Origin of the sequence: Neobacillus niacini (assembly GCF_031456445.1) — a bacterium.
Taxonomy (GTDB): domain Bacteria; phylum Bacillota; class Bacilli; order Bacillales; family Cytobacillaceae; genus Neobacillus; species Neobacillus niacini_I.
The window spans coordinates 1-22,556 of sequence record NZ_JAVDUQ010000020.1 but is presented as its reverse complement, the minus strand read 5'-3'; the positions used below and the strand labels follow the sequence as shown (position 1 = coordinate 22,556).

The window sequence follows — 22,556 nt, the reverse complement described above, 5'->3', positions numbered from 1 at the left end:
TATTTATTGTTTTAGGTTCGATCAATCAACTGGCACATCATCATCGCTTTTCCGACCAATATGCCGTCATTAAAAACCTCTACGTCTACCTTACCAAACTTCCGCCCTACTTCAAGCACTTTTGGATAAATTTCTAATGTACTTTCCATTTGAACGGGTTTAAGAAAATAGATGGTCATATTTTCAACAACAAGATCACCTTTTTTATAGCTGCGTAAAATTCGATTCGCCGCATCTGAGACGATGGTTGTAAAAACTCCATATGAAATGGTTCCTAGATGATTCGTCATTTGGGGGCTGACTTGACATGAATAGACCTCTTCGCCTTTTGGTCTTCCAGACATTAACTCAATCTGATTTGTGACGATATCATCAATTGTTTCACCGACCTGGGGCTGTCGCTGATTCATTTGCAACGCCTTTAACACATCCTGCCGGCTGATAATACCCTCTAAACGGTTCGAATCATCTGCCACTGGAAGAACCTCTATGCCCTCCCAGACCATCATATGGGCTGTGGAAGCAACACTTGTTTTTCCGCTTACATTCATCGGATTTTTTGTCATAATCTTATCAATTGTTGTTTCATAATCCTGTCCTAAAATATCCTTGGAGGTAACCATCCCTTGAACCTTCATATTATGGTCTACTACCGGATAACGGCTATGGGTTGTTTGTTGATTTAATTCGTGCCATCTCCCAACCGTATCTGATGTATTTAGGAAAAATGTTTCCGATAAGGGGGTTAAAATATCTTCTACCAATATGATTTCTTTTTTAATTAATTGGTCGTATATTGCACGGTTAATCATTGTTGCCACTGTAAAAGTATCATAGCTGGTTGAGATGACTGGCAATTCAAGTTGATCTGCAAGCTTTTTGATTGGGTCCTCCGCATCAAATCCTCCGGTAATCAGGACTGCCGCTCCAGCTTTTAAGGCAAGTTCATGTGCCTGTGTCCGGTTACCGACAATTAACAGGTTGCCCGCTTCCGTATAGCGCATCATTGCCTCTAATTTCATTGCCCCAATAACGAATTTATTCAGTGTTTTATGGAGTCCTGTTCTTCCCCCTAAAACTTGACCATCTACAATATTTACGATCTCGGCGAAGGTGAGCTTTTCGATATTTTCTTTTTTCTTTCGTTCAATTCTAATCGTCCCTACACGTTCGATTGTGCTGACGTATCCTTTATTTTCTGCTTCCTTGATGGCTCGATAGGCTGTACCTTCACTTACATTCATCGCTTTTGCGATTTGGCGGACAGAGATTTTTTCGCCAACAGGAAGGTCATCAATATATTGTAAAATTTGTTCATGCTTTGTAGCCAAGACCGTCACCCTTTATTTTAAATTCCCATTCATCCAGCAATGACTTTCCCGGATTCCGTGTAAATTTAATTATAAAGTTAAAAAAGCCTTGATACAATAAGAAAAGCGGAAGCGCCTTGGTTAGCCCCGAAGCGAATCGAGGGGCTAGGCGCTGGAGCTAGACAATGCGGATTGTTACTTTTATAAGAAGAGCTCCGGCATTTGATTGTACCGGAGCTCTTCTTATAATTTTAATGAAACATGCGGGATTTTCGTTTGCTGCGATTCGGCTGCAGTTTTTGAACGGCTTTTTTCGGACTATAGAGAATTCCCGTTAAATTTCCGGCAATCACCATCAGCGCTAAGGCAAGCCACGCTAGTGAAAAAATCCCTTCCAGTCCGGATGCAGTTACCGATAATTGAGGCACCGCGTAATAAAGCATAGCCCCGCAAAGCAAAAGGCATAATAAATATCTGTGTTTCTTCACAATTTCCCCTCCCTTAAATATATGCTTGTTTCATTTTTATGCTAAAAGGAGGAAAAAAAGTAGACGAAACCCTTAATTCCTTATAATTCTATTGCCTCACCAGGCTGCAAGACTTTACCGTTTTGATTCTCAAGAAGCTCGATAAATTTGTTTGGATCCTGTTTAATTGGCGGGAAGGTGTTGAAATGAATCGGCACAACTGTTTTTGCGTTTAATAGTTTGGCAGCATAGGCTGCATCCTCAGGCCCCATCGTAAAATTATCTCCAATTGGTAGGAATGCCACATCGATCGGATGGCGCTCACCAATTAACTTCATATCGGAGAATAATCCGGTATCACCGGCATGGTAAATTGTTTTACCCTCATTGCTAAACAAAATTCCAGTTGGCATACCACAGTAAATGATCTCGTTGTTCACTGTCGCATAACCTGACCCGTGAAAAGCTTGCGTCAGCTTGACCTTTCCAAAGTCAAATTGGTTGGCACCGCCAATATTCATCCCATGGGTTTGAACACCTTGCCAGCTAAGATAAGTGGTTAGGTCAGCGTTGGCAACGACAAGGGCACCAGTTCTCTTAGCAATCTCAACTGTATCCCCAACGTGGTCGTTATGGCCGTGAGTTAAGAGAATGACATCAGGATTTACCTCTTCGACGTTTAAATCTGTTAATGAGTTTCCATGAATAAACGGGTCAATTAAAATCGTTTTGCCTTCAGTTTGAATTTGGACAATTGAATGGCCATGGTAAGAAATTTTCATTATTTTTTACTCCTCTCAATACTGGTTTGTATAAATACTTCCATACAAAAATTAGAATTTCCTTCCTCATGAATTAACTTTACCCAAAGGATAGAGCTTTTAGCAAAAATATGCTCTTTTTGAATATTGATTCCAGGCTTCATAGTTCCCGCATGCTTCGCTTTTTTACTTGCACGGGCACTATCAGCACTTCATAGTTCCCGCATGCTTCGCTTTTTTACTTGCACAGGCACTATCAGACCTCCATGATTCCCACATGCTTCGTTTTTTTACTTGCACGGGCACTATCCGCACTTCATAGTTCCCACATGCTTCGTTTTTTACTTGCACGGGCACTATCAGCAATTCATAGTTCCCGCATGCTTCGCTTTTTTACTTGCACGGGCACTATCAGACCTCCATGATTCCCGCAAGCTTCGCTTTTTTGCTTGCACGGGCACTATCCGCACTTCATAGTTCCCGCATGCTTCGCTTTATTACTTGCACAGGCACTATCAGACCTCCATGATTCCCACATGCTTCGCTTTTTTACTTGCACGGGCACTATCCGCACTTCATAGTTCCCACATGCTTCGCTTTTTTGCTTGCACGGGCACTATCCGCACTTCATAGTTCCCGCATGCTTCGCTTTTTTACTTGCACGGGCACTATCAGACCTCCATGATTCCCGCAAGCTTCGCTTTTTTACTTGCACGGGCACTATCAGACCTCCATGATTCCCACAAGCTTCGCTTTTTTACTTGCACGGGCACTATCCGCACTTCATAGTTCCCACATGCTTCGTTTTTTAACTTGCACGGGCACTATCCGCACTTCATAGTTCCCGCATGCTTCGTTTTTTAACTTGCACGGGCACTATCCGCACTTCATAGTTCCCACATGCTTCGCTTTTTTACTTGCACGGGCACTATCCGCACTTCATAGTTCCCACATGCTTCGTTTTTTTACTTGCACGGGCACTATCCGCACTTCATAGTTCCCACATGCTTTATTTTTAATATCCACGGGCACTATCCGCACTTGATACTTCCCGCAAACCTTAATTTCTAACTCAAAAAGGAACTATTAAAAGAACTGGGATCAAACCAAGTTCTCTACTCAAGTAAGCACAGTTTGTTTACATTTAGACCTTAAATTGATAATCTCAAAAGTGGAAATGATTTTAAGGGGGATCTATCATGAATCAACGTGTCGAAAAGCTCCAATCTTGGATGAAAGAAAATGAAGTTGAAGTAAGCTTCATTACCTCTTCTGAAAATGTTTTTTATTTAAGTGGATATTTTACAAACCCGCATGAACGCCTGCTGGCGCTCGTTGTTTTTCAACAGGAAGAACCATTCCTTGTATGCCCGTCCATGGAAGTTCATGACGCAAGACGCTCCGGCTGGGAACATGAAATCATTGGATATAGCGATATCCAAAACCCTTGGGAAATGATTCAAAGCGCTATTCAAAAACGGATTAATACCGTATCAAAAACAGCGATTGAAAAAGAACATATGAATGTGGAACGGTATGAACAGCTTTCGAATCTTTTCCCAAAAGCTGCTTTTATTTCTGCAGAAGAAAAATTACGTATACTTCGGATGATTAAGGATGCAAAAGAATTAAAGATTATTGAGGAGGCTTGTGCACTTGCGGACTATGCTGTTGAATTCGGCGCAAGCGAAATCAAAGAAGGCAAAACAGAATTAGATGTGCTTAATGCAGTTGAATATGCATTAAAACAAAAGGGCGTAACGGAAATGTCCTTTGCAACAATGGTTCTAACAGGAGCAAATGCTGCTTCACCGCACGGCACCCCAGGATTAACAAAGATTCAAAAAGGCGATCTAGTCTTATTTGACCTCGGTGTTATCGTTGACCGGTACTGTTCTGATATTACCAGAACCGTTGCCTACGGCGACATCAATGATAAGCAAAAAGAAATTTACGACACAGTCTTAAAAGCGCAGCTTGCCGCAATTGAGGCTAGTAAGCCTGGAATAACGGCTGCAGAGGTTGACTTAACCGCTCGCAGGATCATTGCCGATGCAGGATATGGTGAGTATTTCCCGCACCGTTTAGGACATGGACTCGGAATTAGCGTTCATGAATACCCTTCCATGACTGAAACGAATCAATTAGTCATCGAAGAAGGCATGGTATACACAATTGAACCAGGGATTTATGTCCCTGAAGTAGCCGGGGTCCGAATTGAGGATGATATTTTTATTACGGCAGACGGTGCCAAGGTATTAACGAAATTCCCAAAAGAATTACAAATTATTAAATAGCTATTTGTCATTTTTAACCATTGAATAATAAAATAATCTGCAGTAAAATACTAATACAAGCTGCATTGTACGTAATGATAATAAAGTTTTAACCTTTAAGCTGTAAAAGGGAGTTTTAACATCGAAACTGAAATGACACGCCTCTGTCTATAAGACATGGAGGACAGGCAGGAAGGTTTCTGCGAACACCCACTTTGAGGAGTGGTGGTTTAAAACTTTCTTATATGAATACGGCAATTGCGGCTACATATTAGTAATGATAAAACCAGCTTCCAATCGAAGCTGGTTTTTTTATACCTTATTCTTTTTCTAGTAATGTCTTTGTATCTTGAAATTCAAGACCATGTGCTTCTGCCACCGCCTCGTAGGTTACATAACCGCCAAGTGTATTAATTCCTTTTAACAATGCTTCATTTTTAAGACAAGCCCCTTTATACCCCTTATTCGCAATTTCCAATGCATAAGGAACCGTAACATTTGTTAAAGCAATGGTGGAAGTACGCGGAACTGCCCCCGGCATGTTCGCAACCGCATAATGGACCACTCCATGCTTTACATATGTTGGATTATCATGTGTCGTAATCCGGTCTGTTGTTTCAAAAATACCCCCCTGATCAATCGCGATATCCACGACTACACCGCCCGGTTTCATCGATTGAATCATTTCTTCCGTTACAAGCTTCGGTGCTTTTGCTCCCGGAATTAAGACCGCACCAATCACAAGGTCTGATTCCTTAACAGCTTCCGCAATATTATAATGGTTGGACATCAATGTGGTCACGTCAGAACCAAAAATGTCATCCAATTGACGAAGCCTGTCAGGATTCAAATCAATAATCGTAACCTTTGCACCTAAACCAATTGCCATTTTTGCTGCATTTGTACCAGCAACACCACCGCCGATAATTGTCACATTTCCTCGATGGACCCCCGGAACTCCTGAAAGCAAAATTCCTTTACCACCATATACCTTTTCAAGGAACTGAGCACCAATTTGTGCTGCCATTCTCCCGGCCACTTCGCTCATAGGTGTTAATAATGGTAAACTTCTATTTGCCAATTGCACGGTTTCATAGGCAATTCCAACCACTTTGTTATCGATGAGAGCTTTTGTTAATTCCGGTTCCGGGGCTAAATGTAAATATGTAAATAATATTAGCCCTTCACGGAAGTAGGAGTATTCACTTGGCAGTGGTTCTTTCACCTTCATCACCATTTCCATGGACCAAGCCTCTGCCGCCGACTCTACTAACTTTGCACCAGCAGATGTATAATCTTCATCAGAAAAACCGGAACCAAGCCCCGCTCCTTTTTCAATATATACATCATGACTGAATTTTAATAGGTTCACTACTCCTGCAGGTGTCATCGCTACCCGATTTTCGTTATTTTTTATCTCTTTAGGTACTCCGATCCGCATATCCTTAACCTCCAATATTTATCATACATATTTACTATTATATCCATAAGTAAGCTTTATGATGTTAAAACTTGTCATGATTTTAGTCCGCATTGATTTATTGAAAATGGAGTATAAAATTCAGAATTGGCTTTGTCAATATGACAAAGCCCTACGATTTGAATTAATACCAAGGCTAATAAGGATATGGATAGTTTTAAACCCTCAAATTTTATTAAATAAAGAATGGGAATCCTCCCAAGAAGGGATATCCAAATCCAAATGGCATTCCAAATCCAAAGGGCATGAACAGACTGCCCTAAAGCAGACAGCCACCCTACGCAATAAATATGCCTAACCTTCTGTACTGCTAAATTGATTACTTTCAGCCTGATCGGATCCCTCTCCGATGAATCCGCTATTATACGAATTCAAGATTTGCTCGCTTACCTCATTTGTCCCCTGTTCATCAAACTCAAAAATATTTTGCTTATTCGGATCACGCTTGGTCATGTGACTGCCCCCTTCTATCTATTATCAATACCTTATTATTGTTCGAAAAATTGGCACAACTATGCATTTTTATATGTTGTATAATTTAGGTAAGGAGATGATGAATCATGGGACTTAAATATCAAACTATTTTGGTCGCTATTGATGGGTCAAAAGAAGCAGAATGGGCTTTTAAAAAAGGGATTGAAATTGCCAAGCGAAACAATTCCTGCCTTCTCTTAACTCATGTCATCGACACGAGAACCTTCGCAATGGTTGAAGCTTATGATCGCTCAATAGCCGAGAAAGCTGACACTTTGGCATCGGAACTTCTTCAGGAATATCAAAAGATTGCTTTAGCTGCTGGCGTAACCAAGGTTGATTATGAAATTGAGTTTGGTTCACCTAAAATACTCATTCCAAAAGAGATGGCAAAAAAACACAAAGTAGATTTAATCATTTGCGGTGCTACAGGTATGAATGCAGTAGAACGTTTCTTTATCGGCAGTGTTTCGGAACATATAACCCGCTATGCTCCATGTGATGTCCTGGTTGTTCGCACCGAAAAGGAATCCTAATAAAAATTTAACGTACACGGATAATATCGTTTATATTTTTTTTTCAACATAACTTGAAGATTAATAGTTTTCCAGTGAAAGCTCTGATAATGTGTAGTAAAATTAAAAAAACTATACATGTGGAGGCAAATGTATGGAAGAACATTTTTCTTTCGATCAACGGCTGGGAATTCAACTCCCTGATATTCAATTAGACTGGGAACACTATTCCCGAAAGACCCAGGCAGCTATTTTGTTGTATTGGGAACAAATTCGCGGCACCATTCCTGACCGAATTGCAGAACTTGAAAATACGATTAATCGAAAACAAGCGCAGCTTTCAGATGAAAGCGACTTCCCTCGTTCCTGTGAACTAAACAGTGAGATCGCGGAACTCGCTTCCATTATCAATGATTTATGGATTTGGTATCGTGCGAACCAAGAAGTTTCTATTAAAATGCACCATTAGAAAAGCTCCCGATTTGGGAGCTTTTTATTGTAAATCTTTCTTCAATTCTCTCACCACATGTCCAAGTTCAGGGAGAATAAGTTTTTCCATTGCCAATTTCACAGCACCCGATGAGCCTGGGGTAGAAAAAACGGCTTTATCTTTCACCACCCCTGCAATAGCTCGTGATAATATGGCTGCAGAGCCGATATCCTCCTGATAGCTTAACATTCTGAACAATTCACCAAAACCGACAATTTCTTTTTCAACTAGCCCTTGAACGGTCTCAATCGTTACATCGCGTTTGGCAATTCCTGTGCCTCCATTTGTGAGAATAATATCGATATCTTCCCGTCCACAGCCCTTTAAAATTTCTTCTTGAATAAGGGATTTTTCATCTTTTACAATACAATAATCAAGGACCTTATGACCTGCTTTTTCAAGGAGGTCAATCATTAGTCTCCCGCTTTTATCACTTTCTTCATTTCGTGTATCACTAACGGTTATCACTTTACAATGAACGGTTTTCGGCGCTTCTTTTTTATGTTCTTTCGTACTCATCCGGATACTCCTCTTTTTCTTTTAAATAACGAAGTTGATAATATTTGTGGGCAACCTCAGTTACTTTCCTGGTCAACTGATAATTTGCCCCTGCTCCAATCGCCATGCTGACGAGCGGAATGTCCTGAATCAATTTTTTTCGAAATATAGCGATTACCATTGCCTTTAAAAGTTGTTGGATAGGCTGCTCCAGCCAGGTAATATCAGTTATTTCCTCTTTCCCTTGATAAAAATAAAAATCATCGTGCCCGTCTAATTCATTCATGAGCGCTGCCCATCCGTCCTTCTGAATTCTAGGAGGAAGTGTTGCTGTATGGAAAACCTTCAATGAGGTCATCATTTCAAAAGGGGTATTGACCTCAAATCCATAGGTCATCGCAATTAATTGTACAGCCCGTAAATTTATTACGGCCATTGCCGGAATATCCATTCCCAAAAGCAAGGTACCGCCTGTCCCCGAGAGTCCCCCTTGTACAAAGGAATACATCCGATGTTTAGCGATTTGCTGATGGGCTATGTAATGTAGTTGGTTGATTTCTAATTTTTTTAGATCATCTATTTTTTCTAAATCCTTGTAAAAAATTCTTCCGGATGAAAGAATTCGTTCCTTTGCATCCATCTGAAGCTGTGACCCTTGAATCATGCCATGTAAATGAAACAGCCAGTTGTCGATTAACAGAAAAAACTTTTTTTGAACCGTTTCGGGTAAAAGTAAAAAGGAACGTTCAAGGTATTTTTCATAGGTCAATTGAAAGTCATTTGCCTCATAGCTTAACAAACGGTTCTCCCATTCCCTTATTTCCTTCAAGACATTTTTCTCCCTGTCTGAGAGCGGCATGAAAACATTCCTCCTGTTTCCAATTCTTTCTTTTAGTATAACATAAAGAAACGGAAGGATTAAAAAAAGGCAAAATCCCTTTTTTAAGCGACTTTGCCTTTTTCAATTCATTAATTTGCCAAACGAACGACGTCGCGGGCAATCATTACTTCTTCATTTGTTGGGACGATTATTACCTTAACAGGTGAGTGAGGATAGTTAATGAAAGCTTCTTCCCCTCTTACCTTATTAAGGGCAGGATCCCAGTAAACTCCCATGAATTCAAGTCCTTTAAGGACATTTTCTCTTATCACATCACTGTTTTCGCCGATTCCCGCTGTAAAAATAATCGCATCAACACCGTACATACGGGAAGCATAAGAACCGATATATTTATGAATCCGGTTTGCGAATACGTCGAGTGCAAGCTTCGCACGTTCATTGCCTTGTTTTGCCTGAATTTCAATATCCCGCAGGTCACTTGAAAAACCGGAAACAGCGAGCATTCCACTCTTTTTATTTAGTATATCAAGAACTTCCTCAGCTGTTTTATTTGTTTTTTCCATGATATATGGAATCAAGGCCGGGTCAATATTTCCTGAACGTGTTCCCATCGTAACCCCTGCAAGCGGCGTAAAGCCCATTGAAGTATCGATGGATTTTCCGCCTTCAATAGCTGCAATACTTACTCCATTCCCCAAGTGGCAGGAAATAAGACGCAGTTGTTCAACTGGACGACCTAATAGCTCAGCAGCACGCTGTGACACATATTTATGGGACGTACCATGGAAACCATATTTCCGAATTCCATAGTCTTTGTAGTATTCATATGGAAGACTGTATAAAAAAGAGCTTTCCGGCATCGTTTGATGAAAGGCTGTGTCAAAGACAGCAACTGCCAGAACGTTTGGCAATACCGATTTGAATGCATTAATACCAGTAATATTTGCCGGGTTGTGCAACGGTGCCAATTCAGATAACTCTTCTATTTTTGCCAAAACTTCATCGTTTATCAGAACAGAATCATTAAATTCTTCACCGCCGTGTACTACGCGATGCCCGATTCCTTCAATTTCATCTAACGATTGGATGATTCCAAGCGTCGTAAGTTTATCCAAAAGCATCTTAACGGCTACGTCATGATTCGGAATATCAATAATTTCTTGAATTTTTTCACCATGCGCAGTGATATTAAAAATAGAATCTTTTAAACCGATTCTTTCAATTAATCCCTTTGTAATAACCTCTTCACTTGGCATTTCAAATAATTGAAACTTTAAGGAAGAACTGCCGGCATTGATTGCAATAATTTTAGACATTTTGCTACCGCTCCTTTATATATAACAACATCAGTTTGCAAAGGCTCTGTTTCGCACACCTTTAGCTTGTGCAAACTAACACGGAATATTTCTCTCAAATACTCATTTAAACACTGGATCTGTCATATTTCAAGGAGTAATTTAAGTGTCAGCGGTTACATTCAAAATATAATTTTATTCAAATTTTTTGTACTATTAGTAAAAAAACAAAAAAACCGATGTTTTATCGGTTTTTTGGCTTGTTCTCTTGGAACCATTTGTCCATTTTTAATAAGATTTTGTCCATTTCTGCAGCATTTGATAGACTTGGCAGGTTAACAAGTAAAGCCTGCTTTGGAGGCTTTACTTCTTCGCCTTTTTTCTGCAGAACTAAAATACTTTTTGCCGTACTCTTATTTTTAAACATACTATTTGGTAATTGAAGAAGCCCCTGAATGATGACATGTTCCTTTATAAATTCATGAAGACCTCCAGCCTGCTCACTTTCAAAGAGTGTATTCGGTATCAGGAAGAATAAATACCCTCCCGGTTTTGTGTGTCGGACACTTTGTTCAATAAAAAGATGGTGTGAATAGGAATGTCCTTCTTTGGCCTGTAATTGATAGTCGGCAGCCCGAACATCATTTGGATAGTAGCCAATAGGTAAATCTCCAATTACCACATCAACGGGATCAATAAATAATGGATCAAGACTATCCTGATTGAATAGCTCTACAGGATGCTTTTGTAAATTAGCATTTACGTAGGCAAGCTTTATTAAAAGATCATCAATCTCAACACCGATTGAATCCACGTTTTTTTGTAAATGATTTAATACAGTAGTTAATAAATTACCTGTTCCAATTGCCGGGTCAAGCAAACGCATTGATGGCGGTACGACAAATTTTTGTACTAAATACCCAACGAGCATGCCAACCGAATCCGGTGTCATTTGATGATTTGGCTGCACATTTTCCTGCATCCCTTTTAAAATCACAAGCTGATACGCTTTTCGAATTTCTTCATTCGAAAATTTATTAATCTGAATTTCTTCATAATGTTTTTTTAGCCTTTTAACGGTTAATTCACTTAACTCCTCTTGGAGAATAGAACCGTGGAACAGGTTCTCTCCTGTTTCAGCCAATGCTTCTAAAAAGCTGCATTCCAATTCTTCTTGGATCCCGAGGGCTGTTTGATTGAATACCGTAAAAAGCTCTTCAACTGGAGTAGTTTTCATCGTATGACCTCCATTTTCTAAAGAAAACTCGCTGACTGGCGAGCCCCTAAGGGCGTAGTTGCACTTATGCCTGATAGGAAAGTTATACTTTCCTATCGGCCAAAAAAAAGACCCCGCCATTGACGGAGGCCTCCTTCACGATTTAATTATTTTGCACTTTTTGCTGCTTCTAAAGCTGCTTCATAGTTAGGGTGGTTGGTTGCTTCACTTACATACTCAACATATGTAACAGTATCGCTTGAATCTACTACAAATACAGCACGAGTTAATAATCTTAATTCTTGAATTGCCACGCCATAAGCTTCCCCAAATGAAAGATCGCGGTGATCAGATAAAGTTTGCACGTTTTCAATGCCATTAGCACCGCACCAGCGTTTTTGCGCAAATGGAAGATCCACACTTACAGTAAGAATTTTAACATTTCCTAATTTATTAGCTTCTTCATTAAAACGGCGTGTTTCTGCATCACAAACACCTGTGTCCAAGGAAGGAACGGAAATGATTAAACGCACTTGTCCTTTCGTACTATCTAAAGTAACCTCTGATAAATCATTTGCCAATACAGTGAAGTTAGGAGCTTTATCTCCTACTTTTACTTCATTACCTAATAAAGTGACCGGTCCACTCTTAAATGTTACGTTTGCCATTATTAACATCCTCCTTTTGATATCAAGCTTAAGCACATTCTGTTTTTAAATACGCTTAACGCATGTAATATGTACAGTGTAAATATATCTTTTCAGAATCTTTTTTGCAATTATTTCAACCTGAAACTAAGCCAAGAAAAAAGTTAATCCTCCTATTTGGGAAGATTAACCTTTTCATTATAAATCAAGATCGTGTTTTACATGGATCTGCTGGCTAGTTTGCTGATTGACTGGTTGCTGTTGTTGATCTTTTTTCGAAAACATTTGCTGGATTTTATCCACTGCCTGTGGTGCCAGTTCTAAAATTTTCTCGTACAAATGAGTACTCTCGTCTAAATGGAGCATTTTCACACCTTGGGAATTCACAATCAAAAATGCTATAGGAGTAATCGAAACCCCGGCTCCACTCCCTCCGCCAAATGGGAGGTTTGACTGATTTTGACCCTGCCCCTGATTTTGTCCCTGATTCTGCCCCTGGCCCTGTTGACCTGCGCTGGCTCCTTTAAATTCACTTCCACCAGCCGCAAATCCAAAGCCAACCTTTGAAACTGTTAAAATGACACTTCCATCTGGGGTTTCAACGGGATCCCCGATAATTGTATTTACATCAATCATTTCTTTTAAACTTTCCATTGCAGTTGTCATCAAACCTTGAATTGGATGGTCAGACATGGTAGTTTCCTCCTCTTTCAAACGGATTTAGTTTTTTCCTTTGAAAAATTAGTGTTTGATTTTGATTTCGGGCTTCCGCCCTTCCAGAATTTAATTAGTTTTAATCCTGCTAAAATAGCTTGCCCGATTCGAAACTCAAACATACATGAAACTTGAGTTTGGATAACTATTGCTTGAAAGTGCGGTGTAACAGTTAAAATCGGCATTTCCTTTAACTTAAAATAGTTACTGAGTAAACCGACGATGCCTCCTTTAATGGTCCAAAGTCCGCCACACAATACTCCTGTATGTGCCGCATCGCCCACCCCAAACATCGTATGCCATTCAAACTGTTTTATAGAGATTTTTTTAAAAAACTTACGGATGATAACATGCATATGAATTACATGCTGCAGAATTTCTTTTGTATTTTTTAAATTCGTAATCATATCTTTAGGAGTAATTTGATGTACTTCATCGTTTGAAGATTTATCAGAAGTTTGATCTTTTTTCTTTTTACTTTTTACAACAATACTAGGTGAATTATCATCAATTTTAATTAATGGAATATGTTTCTTGAATTTAATCAGACCAAACCAAATCCTAAACTCAATCTTTAGGTCATCATTGTCATTATGGTGATAATAATTCACTTTAATGGTCAGCTTTGTAAAAATAATCAGCAAGAATAAGAGCAAAAGAATAACAAAGATTAAAAGGAACCAGATCAATTTCGTTCACATCCTTTCAGCCTTTTAGTATGGCTTTAAGAAAAAAAAATAAACCCATCAACATAAGTTGATAGGCTAAAAAATTATTTATCTACGTGGATAACCATGGTGTCTGAAAATAGATCGTGCAAACCTTGCTTTTTCGGGAGAAAAGCAGCAATTACATACCCGACAATGATTGTTGCGGATATAAAGCGGCCGATCCATTCCCGGAATAAAACCGTTCCCCATGTTAATTGTTCCCTATTCAAATCCACTACCTTTATTCCAAATACCATTTTTCCAAGTGTCTGCTGCAAATATTTCGTCATGAGGACAAAATATAAATAAAAGATAACCGCTGACGCAATAGAAATGGGAGCAAACATATTAAATTCAGCTATGGAAATGTCGAGTATTCGAAAGGCAGGCTTAATAATCAGCCTAACGAGACTCCCGACTACAATTAAGTCGAGCAGGTACGCCCAAAAACGCATCCAAAATCCGGCAAATCGAATCGGATATTCTGGTAATTCCGCTATCGTTCCCTTTTCAGGTTGAACCTTGTTTGCGCTGTCAGCCTTTTCTTCATGATGGTTCATCATTTCTTCGGAACTATGATCATCCATTTGGTTTTTGTTCTCTTGATTATGATTCATTTCCATCTTCCCCGCCCCTATTCCGCATAAAGATACATGAGTCTTGGTGAATTTGGCTTAGAGAGAACTTTTAACATTCCGGCCAATTCAGCATTTTCTCCCATCCATTTATGAACCTGCATGCTGAACAATGAAGCAATTCCAATGTCTTCTGAATAGCGAATAACCTTTGCTCCCTTCAAATTTTCATCCTTTTTCATTTTCTTGATTACATCATCCAAATATCCGTAGCCATCAATTAAATGCAATTCTTTCGCCTGCCGCCCGTCATAAACTCTTCCGTCCGCAATCTTTTTCACCTGGTCGATACTTAAATGGCGGCCCTCAGATATGACATTCACAAATCCCTCATACGAATTATTGATCATCCGTTGGAGAATTTGCCGCTCCTCTTCAGTCATTTTTCTTGTTGGGCTCATAATATCTTTATATTTTCCGCTTTTAATCGTGACAAAATCGACGCCGTACTTTTTCGCTAATCCTTCATAATTGATTCCTTCCATAATGACTCCAAGAGAACCCGTAAGTGTTTCCGGACTTGCATAAATCTTTTTGGCTGCTGTTGAAATGTAATATCCGCCTGACGCCGCCATTGACCCCATTGAAATATAGACCGGTTTTTTTGTATCCTTCTGGATTTCCACTAGTTTATCATGGATTTCAGCACTTTCGACGACTCCGCCACCAGGAGAATTGACCTTGATGATGATGCCCTTGATGGTATCATCATCCTTAACATAATTTAATTTTTTCATAAAATCCTGGTGGTTATAGCTGGCACTTTGTAATAAAGAGGTTGTTTCACCCGTATCTTGAATAACCCCATCTACATCCAGGACAGCAATTTTTTTTAATTCACTTCCGTCTTTCACCACTTCCTCCGTAAACGGCTGCTCACTTGTTGATAAAAATTCACCAATGTCCGTCTCAATGCCTTTAAAGGCAAAAGCAGATAAAAAGTTTATGACGACTGAGACAATAAATAGTGCAGCTGCAATCCCTAATGCGGCCCAGCGTTTTCCGTTCATATGGTATCCCCCCACCTGTATCAATCCAGTTAAATTTACGTTCGTATTTTCATATTGTTTCAAAAAAATGCTAAACTAAAATGAGATTATCAATATTTTATCAAAAGATTTTTAAAAAGGGTTAAAATATGGAAATTGATTCTTTATTTTACAGGAGGATTCAGTTATGGAAAGTCGCCGCAATATTTACTTTTATCACACACGAGATGCCGATATGCTTTCAAAAGCTTCGCATATTTATGAGTTAGCAAACCAATATGGCTTTACAATCGTAGATGACCAGCAGAAATCCAATATTATTGCCAGCATCGGGAATGACGGGACCTTCCTGCAGGCCGTTCGTAAAACCGGATTTAGAGAAGATTGTCTTTACGCGGGTATTTCGACTACTAAAAATTTAAGTATGTATTGTGATTTTCGGATTGATGATACTTCAAAAATGGTTGAAGCCTCAGCAAATGAACAATTCGAGGTCCGCCGTTATCCTTTACTTGAAGTAACAGTAGATGGACAGGGTGTGTTCCCTTGTTTGAACGAGTTCAGTATTCGTTCCTCCATTATAAAAACGCTGGTGATTGACGTTTTCATAGACCAGCTTCATTTTGAAACGTTCCGTGGAGACGGACTGGTAGTAGCTACACCTACAGGGAGCACCGCATATAATAAATCGCTTAATGGTTCTGTAGTTGACCCGCTGATTTCCTGTATGCAAATTAGTGAGTTAGCTTCGTTAAATAATAATCGCTACCGCACTCTGGGATCTTCTTTTATTTTAGGAGAGGATCGTACGCTGACACTTAAGGTGATTTCGGAAGGAAATGATCACCCCGTAATGGGCATGGACAATGAAGCATTAAGTATCCGCCATGTGGAAAAAATTCAAATAAAAATGAGCAATAAAAAAATTAAAACACTTAAATTAAAAGATAACTCCTACTGGAATAAAGTGAAGAGACAATTTCTTTAAGAAAAGCGCAAGCGCCCGTTTTGCGGCGTATGGCCTCCTCGAAAAAGCTAACGCTTTTCCTTCGTGCGATGCTGATGCTGTCGAAGCTTTCCTTGTGGAGCTCATCGACTGAGATAAAGGAAACACGAAGAGCGGAGCGAATCGATGTTGACTTATCGTAGGGAGATGAGCGAAGGACACTAGACGCAGGGCGCTGGAGCTGGACAATTCTCGAAGCAATTTATAAATTCTTATAGTATAAAAAAAGAGGCTTTTCGTTCGCCTCTTTTTTAGCTGTTCAATTTTTCTTTTTGGATTATTCCTTTTTCAGGAAATAGTCTTATTTTAGATAGAGAATAAATCGTTAAAGCAAACCAAATAAAGATAAAGGAAAGGAACTGCTCTTTTGAAAAATGTTCCTTATAGACAAACACTCCCAAAATTAATGTTAAAGTGGGCGCAATGTATTGTAAAAATCCTAGTAGAGATAACGGTATTTTTTGCGCTCCTTTTGCAAAATAAAGCAACGGCACAGCCGTAGCAGCTCCAGCACCTATTAACAATAAATCAGTCCCCGCACTTGCTGATAAAAATGAATTCGTGCCATTCATAAATAAGAAACACATATATAATGCTGCAATCGGTGCTAAAACAAGTGTTTCAAGCGTTAATCCGACGGATGACTCTACAATGATCAATTTTTTAGCGAGTCCGTATAAACCAAAAGAAAGTGCCAGACTTATGGCAATCCAAGGAAATTCCCCATGGGAAATCGAAATGATCAATACCCCAATAGTGGCTAGACCAAACGAAATATATTGTGGAATGGATAATTTTTCTTTTAGGACAATCATTCCTAATAAAACACTCACGAGCGGATTGATATAATAACCGAGACTTGCTTCAAGCATATGACCGCTATTAACTGCCCATATATAGACGAACCAATTAATACTTATTAATAACGAGGCAATAGCCAGGGCATAAAGCTGTTTTTTGTTTTGTGCAAATCCTTTAAGGGTTTGAAGAAATAATCCCCATTTTTTTGTTACTAAAAGGATTAGCACCATAAAAATAAACGACCAAAAAACTCGGTTCGCAAGAATTTCAGTTGCGTTTACTTGATCGATAAGCTTCCAATAGATGGGCAGCAGCCCCCATAGGAAATAGGAAAAGCCAGCATGGAAGGTTCCCTTTTTTATCTCTGAATTTTTCATTTTCGTTCCATTCCCCAATCTTTCTAGTATCGAAATATTATTATAACGTGAAACGGTAGGAAAAGGGGAAAATTTAATTCACCAATTTTTGCCCAAAATAAATAAACAATTGGGATAACGATTGCCATATTGTCGAGAAAGGGTATTTTTCTCGGAAATTTTTTACTAACTGATTGTCTCTGCAAAAGGGCCTGTTGATTTCCACTCCGGTCACTCGCTTTCCGCGGGAAGCGCCTGGAGCGGAAATCAACAGACCAATTTAACTCAGAACCAAAAATAAAAATAAGAGGGGGCTACCAAAGGTCAGTTATCTGACTTTTTGGACAGCTCCTCTTATTTTTGCATTATTTTTTTACAGCTTCTATTTCTTTTTGTCGAAGTTCAATACGGCGGATTTTTCCAGAGGTAGTTTTCGGAAGATCCGATACATACTCAATCATTCTTGGGTACTTATATGGCGCTGTCAGTTCTTTTACATGCTCCTGAAGATTCTTTGTCAATTCTGGATGATTCGAATCAACGCCCTCTTGTAGAACAACAAATGCTTTCACAATAAACCCGCGAATTTCATCAGGGCTCGCCACTACGGCACATTCTTTGACAAATGGATGTTTGACAAGAGCATCCTCTACTTCGAATGGTCCAATTGTATAGCCGGAACTAATGATAATATCATCGCCGCGCCCTTCAAACCAGAAATAGCCTTCCTCATCCATTTTCGCTTTATCACCCGTTACGTAGTAATCACCGCGGAATTGCATCGCAGTTCGTTCCGGGTCTTTATAATATTTTTTGAATAGAGCAGGGGTTTCAACATGAATTGCAATATCCCCCACTTCACCAACTGCACAAACCTTTCCATCCTCATCAATGATTTCAACACGATTTCCAGGGGTTGGTTTGCCCATGGAGCCTGGTTTTAACTGCATTCCCTTTGTTACTCCAACGAGCAGGGTGTTTTCAGTTTGACCATAGCCGTCGCGAACCTCAACATGAAAATATTTTCTGAAAGTATCAATTACCTCTCGATTTAGCGGTTCTCCGGCGGATACTGCACTATGAAGGTTTGGCAATTTGTATTCTGCCAAATTATCTACTTTTGCCATTAATCGATATTCTGTTGGCGTACAGCAAAGAACATTTACATCATATTTTTGCAGCAGGCTTAAATATTTTTTCGGTTCAAATTTACCATTGTATACAAGACCTGTTGCGCCTGACCCAAGAACAGATAGGAATGGACTCCAAATCCATTTTTGCCAGCCCGGACCTGCCGTAGCCCAAACAGTATCCCCTTCTTCAATGGCCAGCCATTTAGGCGCGGCCGTTTTTAAATGAGCAAATGCCCAGCCGTGAGTATGCACAACCCCTTTAGGATTTCCGGTCGTACCCGATGTATAAGATAAAAAGGCCATGTCCTCTCTTTTTGTATCCGCAATGGCAAAATCCTTTGAAGCCGCTTTCATTTCTTCATCCAGATAGCACCAGCCTTCCACTTTTGCTCCTAGGGAAAATTTAACAAGGGATTGGACATCCGAAATGTTTTCAAACTGACCCACATATGGATAATAACTGATAACAGCCTTAACATCCCCATGCGTAATCCGGTATTGTAAATCCTTCTCCCTTAACATTTCAGAACTTGGAATTACGACCATCCCCGCTTTTAATGCAGCCAGATAGACAATATAGGCTTCAATCAGTCTTGGAACAATAATTAAAATGGTATCCCCCTTTTGTAATCCATTATTAATCAGCACATTCCCTGCCTGATTTACCTTTTTCAATAATTCCTCATATGTAACCTGTTTTGTTTCACCTGATTCGTTTTCCCATTTTAATGCTAATTTGTTCGGGTCTTTTGCAAAACGTTCTACTTCAGAAACAAGATTGTAATTTTCCGGTGCAATTAAATCCTCCCGTTTCATAACTCTCCCCCTCAGCAATAAAAATTTATATCCATCTTTATTATACGAAATTGTCCCAAAATTTTAAATTATTATTATCTGAAAAACATTTTTTAATAAAATAAAATAGAGAGCAGGAATAATTCCCGCTCTCTGTAGCCATATTATTTAATTGTTAACGAGCAAATCCGCCGCCTAGTTGAGACTCAGCCATTGCGACTAAACGCTTGGTGATTTCTCCTCCAACTGATCCGTTAGCACGAGAAGTAGTATCAGCACCAAGTTGTACACCAAATTCAGTAGCAATTTCGTATTTCATTTGGCCAAGAGCTTGTTCAACACCAGCAACTAGTAATTGATTAGAATTGTTGTTTGCCATTTGATATCACCTCCTTGTGAGTTTATAATGTGTAGAACTCACAAGGTTCATTCTTGATATCAATTGGTAATTGTTCACAGAAATTTCGTAAATTATTTATTAAAATAATTCATCCAATTCTGTTTGTGTGTTGCGATCTGGTTTGATTGTTATAGTCTCCGTTTCAGCAACTGCTTCTTCAATCAATGGATCAAAATCAAAATAGCTTTCATATTGACGGACTTTCTCTCGCCGTGGTTTTGTTTTTGGAGATGCAGGAACAAAAATCGTACAGCAATCTTCATAGGGTCTATTAGAAATCTCAAGTGTATCAATTTCTTGGGCAATTTTTATAATCTCCGTTTTGTCCATCGTTATAAGCGGTCTTATGATTGGTGTATTCGTTACCTCATTGATGGTAAACATACTTTCAAGTGTTTGACTCGCCACTTGGCCAAGGCTTTCCCCCGTAATAATAGCAAGCCCTTCCCGGCTTTCTCTAATTTTATCGGTAATTCTGAGCATGAATCTTCTTGTTGTAGTCATCGTATAGTTTTCAGGTACTTGTTCACGAATTGCCTGCTGAACATCTGTGAACGGGACGATGTGGAGGGTCATATGCCCATATACCTCAGCAAGCTTTTTAGCCAAGTCAATGACCTTTTCCTTTGACCGTTCGCTCGTGAATGGTGGGCTGAAGAAATGAACAGCTTCTATTTCCAGCCCTCTCCTCATGGCCATAAATCCGGCGACAGGACTATCGATTCCGCCTGAAAGCATTAACATCGCTTTACCGCTGGAACCTGCCGGATAGCCGCCAGCCCCTTTTATTGTTTCACAGGAAAGATAAACAGCCTCTTTTCGAACCTCAATCAATAAATTGATATCCGGCCTTTTTACATTTACCTTTAGACCCGGAATGTTTGTCAACAGATGAGCACCAAATAGTTGATTGATTCCATCCGTATCCAGTTCAAAGGTTTTATCAGACCTTTTCGCCGTAATTTTAAAAGTTTGACCTTCTTGATAAAGTGAATTTACTAATTCGAGAGCAGCTTCTTTCATTTTTTCCAAATCACGCTCGACCTTAACAGCCGGACTGAATGATTGAATCCCAAATATTTTTTTTAAAACCGTTTTAATTTCTTGTACATCTTCACCGTTTAACAAAACATACATTCTGTCACGTGATGCTTCCACTTTGATGTTCGGAAAAGCGGTAAGAGCAGATTTAACGCTTTTTCTTAATTTATCAACGAATTTATTACGGTTTCTGCCTTTCGTTGACATTTCGCCGTAGCGAATGACGATTCGATCATAATTCATATTATTTCATTACCTTTCGTATATGTTCAGATGCCTCTTTAATTGCAGCAAGAGCGGCAAGAGCCTCATTTTCTGTGTTGTTAAAGGAGAGACTGACGCGTATGGCACTTTCAGCCAGTTCATCCGTGACCCCCATAGCAAGCAACGTTGAACTTGGAGATTTCTTCTTTGAAGAGCATGCGCTTGTGGTTGAGACATAGACTCCTTTTTCCTCCAGCGCATGGATCAATACTTCAGATTTTATTCCTTTAATGGAAAAATTTAAAATATGTGGAGCAGAATTTAGAGTGGGAGTATGAATTTGAACCTCTTCTAATTCACTTAACCCATTTCTTAAGATTTCCCGGATTTTGCTCATTCTTTCAATTCCGTTTTTCCCTTCCGTCAATACCATTCGTAACGCCTTCGAAAGAGCAACAGCCCCTGCAACGTTTTCTGTGCCGCTGCGGAGCTTCCGTTCTTGTCCTCCTCCGGCTAATAAGGGGGACAACCGTACACCTTCACGAACGAATAAAACTCCGGTGCCTTTCAAGCCGTGAAATTTATGACCGGAAAATGAACATAGATCTACTCTGTATTCATTCAATGAAAGCGGTACTTTACCGACAGCCTGAACGGCGTCCACGTGGAACAAAATGTTAGGAAATTTCTTTAAATATTCTCCGATTTCCTTTATTGGCTGGATTGTCCCAATTTCATTATTGACCTGCATAACTGAAATGAGAATTGTATCATTCCTGATCGCCTTTTTTAAGTCGTCTATTTGAATTCTACCACTCGAATCAACTGGTAGATAGGTTACTTCAAATCCATCCTGTTCGAGCTGCTCAAAGGATTTTTTGACAGAGGCATGCTCAATGCTTGTCGTAATCAAATGGCGGCCTTTATTTTTATGAATGTATGCAGCACCTTTAATCGCTAAATTATTACTTTCGGTACCTCCAGATGTGAAAAAAATCTCCGTTTTTTTTACAGTTAAAAGATTTGCCACCTGTTCCCTGGCCTTTGTCAAAAGTTTTTCAGCCTGTCCTCCTAAGGCGTTTAGCGAGGACGGGTTTCCAAAGTATTCACTTGAAACCGTTACATATGACTCCAAAACCTCTTTATATGGTTTGGTTGTAGCACTATTATCAAAATAAATCATGATTTTCCCCCCTAATGAATCCGAAAAACCCCTATGCAAAAGATAATCTTATCATACATTGCTTCCATTTAGAAAGATGGTGCAAGTGAAATTCCAGATAAAGAAAACTCGCCGACTGGCAAGCCCCTAAGGGCGAAGACAGAGGCGTAGTTGCACTTATGCCTGAGAGGAAAGTTATACTTTCCTCTCGGCTGAAAATAAGCAAAAAACCGAACAGCCGGTGGGTGATATGCTCCCTCTAAAGTGGACAGATGAAAAAACAAAAATCTGTCGTTACTTTAGGGGGATTTTTTATGTCAAAGAGAAGTAAATATTCTGC

Annotated in this window: 23 protein-coding genes and 1 other RNA gene; 5 read left to right on the top strand and 19 right to left on the bottom strand. The window is 39.4% G+C overall.

What is annotated here, in order from left to right:
* Positions 1-11 precede the first annotated feature (11 nt).
* The 3 genes from J2Y67_RS16295 to J2Y67_RS16285 form a co-directional block, all read right to left on the bottom strand.
* Entirely contained in the window at positions 12-1,331 is a 1,320-nt protein-coding gene (locus J2Y67_RS16295; protein ID WP_310175867.1) for a CBS domain-containing protein, read from the bottom strand.
* A gap of 230 nt (positions 1,332-1,561) precedes the next feature.
* On the bottom strand, positions 1,562-1,798 hold the full coding sequence (locus tag J2Y67_RS16290) for a hypothetical protein (RefSeq protein ID WP_310175865.1): 237 nt from the start codon (positions 1,796-1,798) through the stop codon (positions 1,562-1,564).
* A gap of 80 nt (positions 1,799-1,878) precedes the next feature.
* Positions 1,879-2,559, bottom strand: coding sequence for a metal-dependent hydrolase (locus tag J2Y67_RS16285; RefSeq protein WP_310175864.1), 681 nt, complete (start codon positions 2,557-2,559; stop codon positions 1,879-1,881).
* A gap of 1,178 nt (positions 2,560-3,737) precedes the next feature.
* Here J2Y67_RS16285 and J2Y67_RS16280 point away from each other — a divergent pair.
* Together J2Y67_RS16280 and ssrS are read left to right on the top strand one after the other, a co-directional pair.
* A complete protein-coding gene (locus J2Y67_RS16280) occupies positions 3,738-4,835 on the top strand; it encodes a M24 family metallopeptidase (protein WP_310175862.1) in 1,098 nt (365 codons plus the stop codon).
* Between the two features lie 54 nt (positions 4,836-4,889).
* Positions 4,890-5,085: non-coding RNA, 6S RNA (ssrS, locus tag J2Y67_RS16275), on the top strand.
* A gap of 48 nt (positions 5,086-5,133) precedes the next feature.
* Here ssrS and ald read toward each other — a convergent pair.
* On the bottom strand, positions 5,134-6,255 hold the full coding sequence (gene ald, locus J2Y67_RS16270) for an alanine dehydrogenase (RefSeq protein ID WP_310175859.1): 1,122 nt from the start codon (positions 6,253-6,255) through the stop codon (positions 5,134-5,136).
* A 333-nt stretch (positions 6,256-6,588) separates the two neighbouring features.
* A complete protein-coding gene (locus tag J2Y67_RS16265; RefSeq protein WP_310175858.1) occupies positions 6,589-6,747 on the bottom strand; it encodes a hypothetical protein in 159 nt (52 codons plus the stop codon).
* A 107-nt stretch (positions 6,748-6,854) separates the two neighbouring features.
* Between J2Y67_RS16265 and J2Y67_RS16260 the strand changes: the two genes are divergently transcribed.
* Together J2Y67_RS16260 and J2Y67_RS16255 are read left to right on the top strand one after the other, a co-directional pair.
* Entirely contained in the window at positions 6,855-7,304 is a 450-nt protein-coding gene (locus J2Y67_RS16260; protein ID WP_310175856.1) for a universal stress protein, read from the top strand.
* 133 nt (positions 7,305-7,437) lie between these two features.
* A complete protein-coding gene (locus tag J2Y67_RS16255) occupies positions 7,438-7,752 on the top strand; it encodes a hypothetical protein (RefSeq protein ID WP_310175854.1) in 315 nt (104 codons plus the stop codon).
* Between the two features lie 24 nt (positions 7,753-7,776).
* Here the strand turns inward: J2Y67_RS16255 and J2Y67_RS16250 are convergent, their stop codons facing one another.
* From J2Y67_RS16250 to sppA, 9 genes are all read right to left on the bottom strand, one after another.
* Positions 7,777-8,292 carry a MogA/MoaB family molybdenum cofactor biosynthesis protein gene (locus J2Y67_RS16250; protein ID WP_310175853.1) on the bottom strand — a complete coding sequence of 172 codons (516 nt, stop codon included), beginning with the start codon at positions 8,290-8,292 and terminating at the stop codon, positions 7,777-7,779.
* Positions 8,273-9,130, bottom strand: coding sequence for an EcsC family protein (locus tag J2Y67_RS16245; RefSeq protein ID WP_310175851.1), 858 nt, complete (start codon positions 9,128-9,130; stop codon positions 8,273-8,275). The genes J2Y67_RS16250 and J2Y67_RS16245 overlap by 20 nt, the downstream gene beginning before the upstream one ends.
* 110 nt (positions 9,131-9,240) lie before the next feature.
* Entirely contained in the window at positions 9,241-10,428 is a 1,188-nt protein-coding gene (locus tag J2Y67_RS16240; protein ID WP_310175849.1) for an acetate kinase, read from the bottom strand.
* A gap of 223 nt (positions 10,429-10,651) precedes the next feature.
* Positions 10,652-11,644, bottom strand: coding sequence for a class I SAM-dependent methyltransferase (locus J2Y67_RS16235; protein WP_310175848.1), 993 nt, complete (start codon positions 11,642-11,644; stop codon positions 10,652-10,654).
* 146 nt (positions 11,645-11,790) lie between these two features.
* Positions 11,791-12,291, bottom strand: coding sequence for a thiol peroxidase (tpx, locus tag J2Y67_RS16230; RefSeq protein ID WP_310175846.1), 501 nt, complete (start codon positions 12,289-12,291; stop codon positions 11,791-11,793).
* A 177-nt stretch (positions 12,292-12,468) separates the two neighbouring features.
* Entirely contained in the window at positions 12,469-12,963 is a 495-nt protein-coding gene (gene ytfJ, locus J2Y67_RS16225) for a GerW family sporulation protein (protein WP_310175844.1), read from the bottom strand.
* A gap of 17 nt (positions 12,964-12,980) precedes the next feature.
* On the bottom strand, positions 12,981-13,673 hold the full coding sequence (locus J2Y67_RS16220; RefSeq protein WP_310175842.1) for a DUF2953 domain-containing protein: 693 nt from the start codon (positions 13,671-13,673) through the stop codon (positions 12,981-12,983).
* Between the two features lie 83 nt (positions 13,674-13,756).
* Entirely contained in the window at positions 13,757-14,254 is a 498-nt protein-coding gene (locus J2Y67_RS16215; protein ID WP_396954093.1) for an RDD family protein, read from the bottom strand.
* A gap of 74 nt (positions 14,255-14,328) precedes the next feature.
* Positions 14,329-15,339 carry a signal peptide peptidase SppA gene (gene sppA, locus J2Y67_RS16210; protein ID WP_310175837.1) on the bottom strand — a complete coding sequence of 337 codons (1,011 nt, stop codon included), beginning with the start codon at positions 15,337-15,339 and terminating at the stop codon, positions 14,329-14,331.
* A 166-nt stretch (positions 15,340-15,505) separates the two neighbouring features.
* Between sppA and J2Y67_RS16205 the strand changes: the two genes are divergently transcribed.
* Positions 15,506-16,306: an NAD kinase gene (locus J2Y67_RS16205; protein WP_310175835.1), complete on the top strand. Its 801-nt coding sequence runs from the start codon at positions 15,506-15,508 to the stop codon at positions 16,304-16,306.
* Positions 16,307-16,575: 269 nt separating this feature from the next.
* Here J2Y67_RS16205 and rarD read toward each other — a convergent pair whose 3' ends face one another.
* The 5 genes from rarD to J2Y67_RS16180 form a co-directional block, all read right to left on the bottom strand.
* Positions 16,576-17,502: an EamA family transporter RarD gene (rarD, locus tag J2Y67_RS16200; RefSeq protein ID WP_310175833.1), complete on the bottom strand. Its 927-nt coding sequence runs from the start codon at positions 17,500-17,502 to the stop codon at positions 16,576-16,578.
* A gap of 344 nt (positions 17,503-17,846) precedes the next feature.
* Positions 17,847-19,430 (bottom strand): acyl-CoA synthetase MbcS, encoded by a 1,584-nt coding sequence (gene mbcS, locus J2Y67_RS16195; RefSeq protein WP_310175831.1) that lies wholly within the window; start codon positions 19,428-19,430, stop codon positions 17,847-17,849.
* Between the two features lie 154 nt (positions 19,431-19,584).
* The gene (locus J2Y67_RS16190; protein ID WP_310175829.1) at positions 19,585-19,788 is read right to left on the bottom strand and encodes an alpha/beta-type small acid-soluble spore protein; all 204 of its coding nucleotides are present in this window, start codon (positions 19,786-19,788) and stop codon (positions 19,585-19,587) included.
* Positions 19,789-19,887: 99 nt separating this feature from the next.
* Positions 19,888-21,093 (bottom strand): tRNA uracil 4-sulfurtransferase ThiI, encoded by a 1,206-nt coding sequence (gene thiI, locus J2Y67_RS16185; protein WP_310175827.1) that lies wholly within the window; start codon positions 21,091-21,093, stop codon positions 19,888-19,890.
* Position 21,094: 1 nt separating this feature from the next.
* Positions 21,095-22,237: a cysteine desulfurase family protein gene (locus tag J2Y67_RS16180; RefSeq protein ID WP_310175825.1), complete on the bottom strand. Its 1,143-nt coding sequence runs from the start codon at positions 22,235-22,237 to the stop codon at positions 21,095-21,097.
* Positions 22,238-22,556 lie beyond the last annotated feature (319 nt).